We start from the raw sequence: 3,888 nt of genomic DNA, 5'->3' as shown, positions 1-3,888 counted from the left end.
ATGGCCGGCATCGAGCGTGGCGCCAGCGTCCAGCGGCTCGGCCAGCAGCAGGCCGCATTCTTCCAGTGCCTCGCGCAAGGCGGCCACATACAGGCCGGCGGCGGTGGGGCCATCGGTGCCGGGTTCGTTCAGACTGGCGTGCAAGGTGGTGTGCGGCTGGTCGAGGTGCGTGGCTGCATCGAGGGTGGAGTCCTCGGCATCGAGCTTGCCCCCGGGAAACACATACACCCCCGCCATGTTGGATGCCTGCGCGTGGCGGCGCAGCAGCAGCACTTCGGGGCCGGTGGCGGTGTCGCGCAGCAGCACCACGGTGGCGGCATGGCGCGGGGTTTCGGCAGTGGGGGGGACGACGGGTTGCATGGGACCTTTCAGGGCTTCGGGCAGTCGCGCCCGCTACTGCGTCGGGGCGTGGAGTGCCTTACAGTGCATGGCGATGGCGCGCCACCACCCTAGCAGATCGGGCGCGCTTACCTTATCCCCCAGACGACAGGAGAACACAAGCATGGCGATCAATTTCAACGGCCGCGTGGCCATCGTGACCGGTGCCGGCGGCGGCCTGGGCCGCCAGCATGCGCTGGCACTGGCGGCGCGCGGCGCGAAGGTGCTGGTCAATGACCTGGGCAGCGGCGTGCACGGCGAAGGCGGCTCGACCAGTGCGGCCCAGGCGGTGGTCGACGAGATCCGCGCGGCCGGTGGCGAGGCGCTGGCCAACGGTGCGTCGGTCACCGACCTGGCGGCGGTGGAGGCCATGGTGCAGCAAGCCGTCGATGCCTGGGGCCGGGTGGACATCCTGGTCAACAACGCCGGCATCCTGCGCGACAAGAGCTTTGCCAAGATGGACATGGCGGACTTCCGCTTCGTGGTGGACGTGCACCTCATGGGCGCCGCCAACTGCTGCAAGGCCGTGTGGCCGCACATGGTGGCCCAGGAATACGGCCGCATCGTCATGACGACCTCGTCCACCGGCCTGTACGGCAACTTCGGCCAGGCCAACTATGGCGCGGCCAAGCTGGCGCAGGTGGGCCTGATGCAGACGCTGGCCATCGAGGGCGCCAAGCACCACATCCACGTCAACGCGCTGGCGCCCACGGCCGCCACGCGCATGACCGAAGGCCTGATGCCCGAAGAAGTGCTGGCCGTGCTCAAGCCCGAGGCCGTGGTGCCTGCCATGCTGGTGCTGGCGCACGAAAGCGCGCCCACGCGCACCATTTTGTGCGCGGGCGCCGGCACCTTCGAGGCAGCGCACATCACCCTCACGCAGGGCATCCACCTGGGCCTGGGCGCCGATGTGCCCGAGCAACTGGCCGCGCGCCTGGCCGAGGTGACCGACCGCAGCGGTGAGCAGATACCACAAAGCGGTGCAGCCCAGGGCACCAACGAGGTGGGCAAGGCCATGGCCGCAAGGGTTTGACCCGCCAGCAGGCGGGAAGCGCTGCTCCGTGCTAAGTTCCGGGCCGACCCAGACGATCGGTAACAAGACATGAGCACATTGCAGCAACACATCGCCGCCTGCCCCCCCGAGGCCCTGGCCGGCATACGCCGGGGCATCGAGAAAGAGGGTCTGCGCGTGCTGCCCTCGGGCGATCTGGCCCTCACGCCGCACCCGGCGGCCCTGGGCTCGGCGCTCACGCATCCGAACATCACCACCGACTACAGCGAGTCGCAGATCGAGCTGGTCACCGGCGCCCACCTGGGCGTGCAGCAATGCCTCGATGAACTCACCGAGATCCACCAGTTCGCGCTGCGTGCCATGCGCGACCAGGGCGACGAGATGCTGTGGGTGTCGAGCATGCCCTGCCGCCTGCCCACCGACGAAACCATTCCGCTGGCGCGCTACGGCAGCTCGAACGTCGGTCGCGCCAAGAGCGTCTACCGCATGGGGCTGGGCCACCGCTACGGCCGGCGCATGCAGACCATCTGCGGCATCCATTACAACTGGTCGATGCCCGGCGTGACCAGCGAGCAGTATTTCGCGCTCATCCGCAATTTCCGCCGCCATGCCTTCGTGCTGCTGTACCTGTTTGGCGCCTCGCCCGCGCTGTGCCCGTGCTTTGCGCAGGGGCGCCCGCACGCATTGCAGCGCCTGGGCGAGCAGGCGCTCTACCTGCCCCATGCCACCTCGCTGCGCATGGGCCGCCTGGGCTACCAGAGCGATGCGCAGGCCACGCTGGCCGTGAGCTACAACGGCCTTACGGGCTATGCCAACTCGCTGCATGAGGCGCTCACCCGGCCGTACCCGGCCTATGAAGCCGTGGGCATCCGCAACCCCGGCGGCGACTACAACCAGCTGGGCACCAGCCTGCTGCAGATCGAAAACGAGTTCTACGGCACCATCCGCCCCAAGCGCGTGATCCGTACGGGCGAGCGTCCACTGCATGCGCTGCGCGAGCGCGGCGTCGAGTACGTGGAGGTGCGCCTGATGGACCTCGACCCGTTCGTGCCCGTGGGCATCACTGCCGAAACCATGCGGCTGCTGGACGTTTTCCTGCTGCACTGCCTGCTGTCCGACAGCCCGCCCGACACCCCGCAGGAGATCACCGATCTCAAGCACAACCAGCACCTCACGGCCGCCCGTGGCCGCGAGCCGGGCCTGTGCCTGCTGCGCAACGGGCGCAACGTGCCACTGGTGGAATGGGCCGCACAGCTGCTCGAAGAATGCGTTCCGCTGGCCGCTGCGCTCGACACCACGCACCGCAGCAGCGACTACAGCGCCGCGCTGGCCGGTGCCCGTGCCACGCTGGCCCAGCCGGCACAGACGCCGTCGGCACGCGTGCTCGATCACATGGCGCGCCTGCACGGCAACAGCTTCACCGGCTTCAGCGCCCGCCAGTCGGCGCTGGCACGCGAAGCCTTGCTGGCCCTGCCCTGGAGCGATGCCCAGCAGGCGCGGTTTGCGGCGCTGGCCGAAGAATCGGTCGCCGCCCAGAAGGCCATCGAGGCGGCCGATGTGCAGCCGTTCGAAGAATGGCGCCAGCACTACATGGCGGCGCAGGGACTGGGCTGATCCGCTGTCCCGCCTGCCGCCTTCCCAGGGCATGTCGCACCCGTCCACCCCCCGATCCCGAAGCGCCCTGCGCGCGGCCCTGGGCCATTACGTTCTCAGCGGTGTGTCCGCTGCTCTGGGCCTGTTGCTGATTTCGGCGGGCGTGCACCTGTGGCTGGGGGCCTTTGCCGCGTCGGCCGCGGCCGTGGGCGCGATCGTGTCGATTCCTCCCGACTATGCGGCGCCCCGCCGTGGCAAGCTCTGGCTGGTGCTGCCGGCGCCGTTGCTGGGGTTGCCACTGTTCTTCGGGGTGCAGCTCTTGCATGGCTCGCCGCTGGGGCTGGGGCTGCTGCTGGTGCCGGCCACCTTCCTCGCTTTTCTGGGCATGGCGTGGGGAAAGCGGGGCGCGCCCATTGCGATCTCGGTGATGTTCGCGCTGGTGTTTTCCATGGCCGTGCCGGCGCCCGCCGGGCGCAGCGCCATGGATGCGGCGCTGGCGACCTCGCTGTATTTCGGGCTGGGCGCGCTGTTGTACTTGCCGTACTCGGTGCTGGCCAACCTGCTGCTCAACGCGCGCTACCGTGTGCAGTTGCTGGCCGATGTGCTGCTGTCGCTGGCGGCGCTCATGCGCCTGCAGGCGCGCCAGTTCACCCCATCGCGGCCTGACAGTGTGCCCAGACCCCTCACGGGCCTGCTGCTGCGCCGCCACGCGGCGCTCGCCGACCAGCTGCAGGCGGCGCGCGACATCGTGCTCGAATCCCCCAGCACCCCGCGCCGCCAGCGGCTGGCGGGCATGCTGATCCAGGTGCTGGAGATGCGCGACCACCTGCTGGCCTGCGAGCTCGACCTGGACAGCCTGCGTGCCCAGCCCGGCCAGGCACCCGCGCTGGCGGGGCAGCAGGAGG

General features: G+C 69.5%; 4 protein-coding genes. 3 read left to right on the top strand and 1 reads right to left on the bottom strand.

The features are described from left to right. A partial coding sequence (locus ACDELDRAFT_RS19960) for an NUDIX domain-containing protein (protein WP_005799862.1) occupies positions 1-360 on the bottom strand: 360 nt, incomplete at its 3' end. Between the two features lie 142 nt (positions 361-502). On the opposite strand from ACDELDRAFT_RS19960, the gene ACDELDRAFT_RS19955 reads away from it, so the two are divergent. The 3 genes from ACDELDRAFT_RS19955 to ACDELDRAFT_RS19945 all read left to right on the top strand — a co-directional run. Next, the gene (locus tag ACDELDRAFT_RS19955) at positions 503-1,411 is read left to right on the top strand and encodes an SDR family NAD(P)-dependent oxidoreductase (RefSeq protein ID WP_005799861.1); all 909 of its coding nucleotides are present in this window, start codon (positions 503-505) and stop codon (positions 1,409-1,411) included. 69 nt (positions 1,412-1,480) lie between these two features. After that, the gene (gene gshA / locus ACDELDRAFT_RS19950) at positions 1,481-3,004 is read left to right on the top strand and encodes a glutamate--cysteine ligase (protein ID WP_005799860.1); all 1,524 of its coding nucleotides are present in this window, start codon (positions 1,481-1,483) and stop codon (positions 3,002-3,004) included. Positions 3,005-3,035: 31 nt separating this feature from the next. Then, positions 3,036-3,888, top strand: an 853-nt coding sequence (locus tag ACDELDRAFT_RS19945) for an FUSC family membrane protein (RefSeq protein ID WP_040330043.1), incomplete at its 3' end; no start/stop codon positions are given.

It is taken from the genome of Acidovorax delafieldii 2AN, from assembly GCF_000175235.1.
GTDB classification, from domain to species: Bacteria; Pseudomonadota; Gammaproteobacteria; order Burkholderiales; family Burkholderiaceae_C; genus Acidovorax; species Acidovorax delafieldii_B.
Note: the sequence above shows the minus strand (reverse complement) of the source record. Positions and strands in the feature narration are given on the sequence as shown.

Coding starts and splice junctions, on each gene's coding strand:
- gshA (WP_005799860.1), top strand. CDS start 1,481: ATGAGCACATTGCAGCAACACATCGCCGCCTGCCCCCCCGAGGCCCTG.
- ACDELDRAFT_RS19955 (WP_005799861.1), top strand. CDS start 503: ATGGCGATCAATTTCAACGGCCGCGTGGCCATCGTGACCGGTGCCGGC.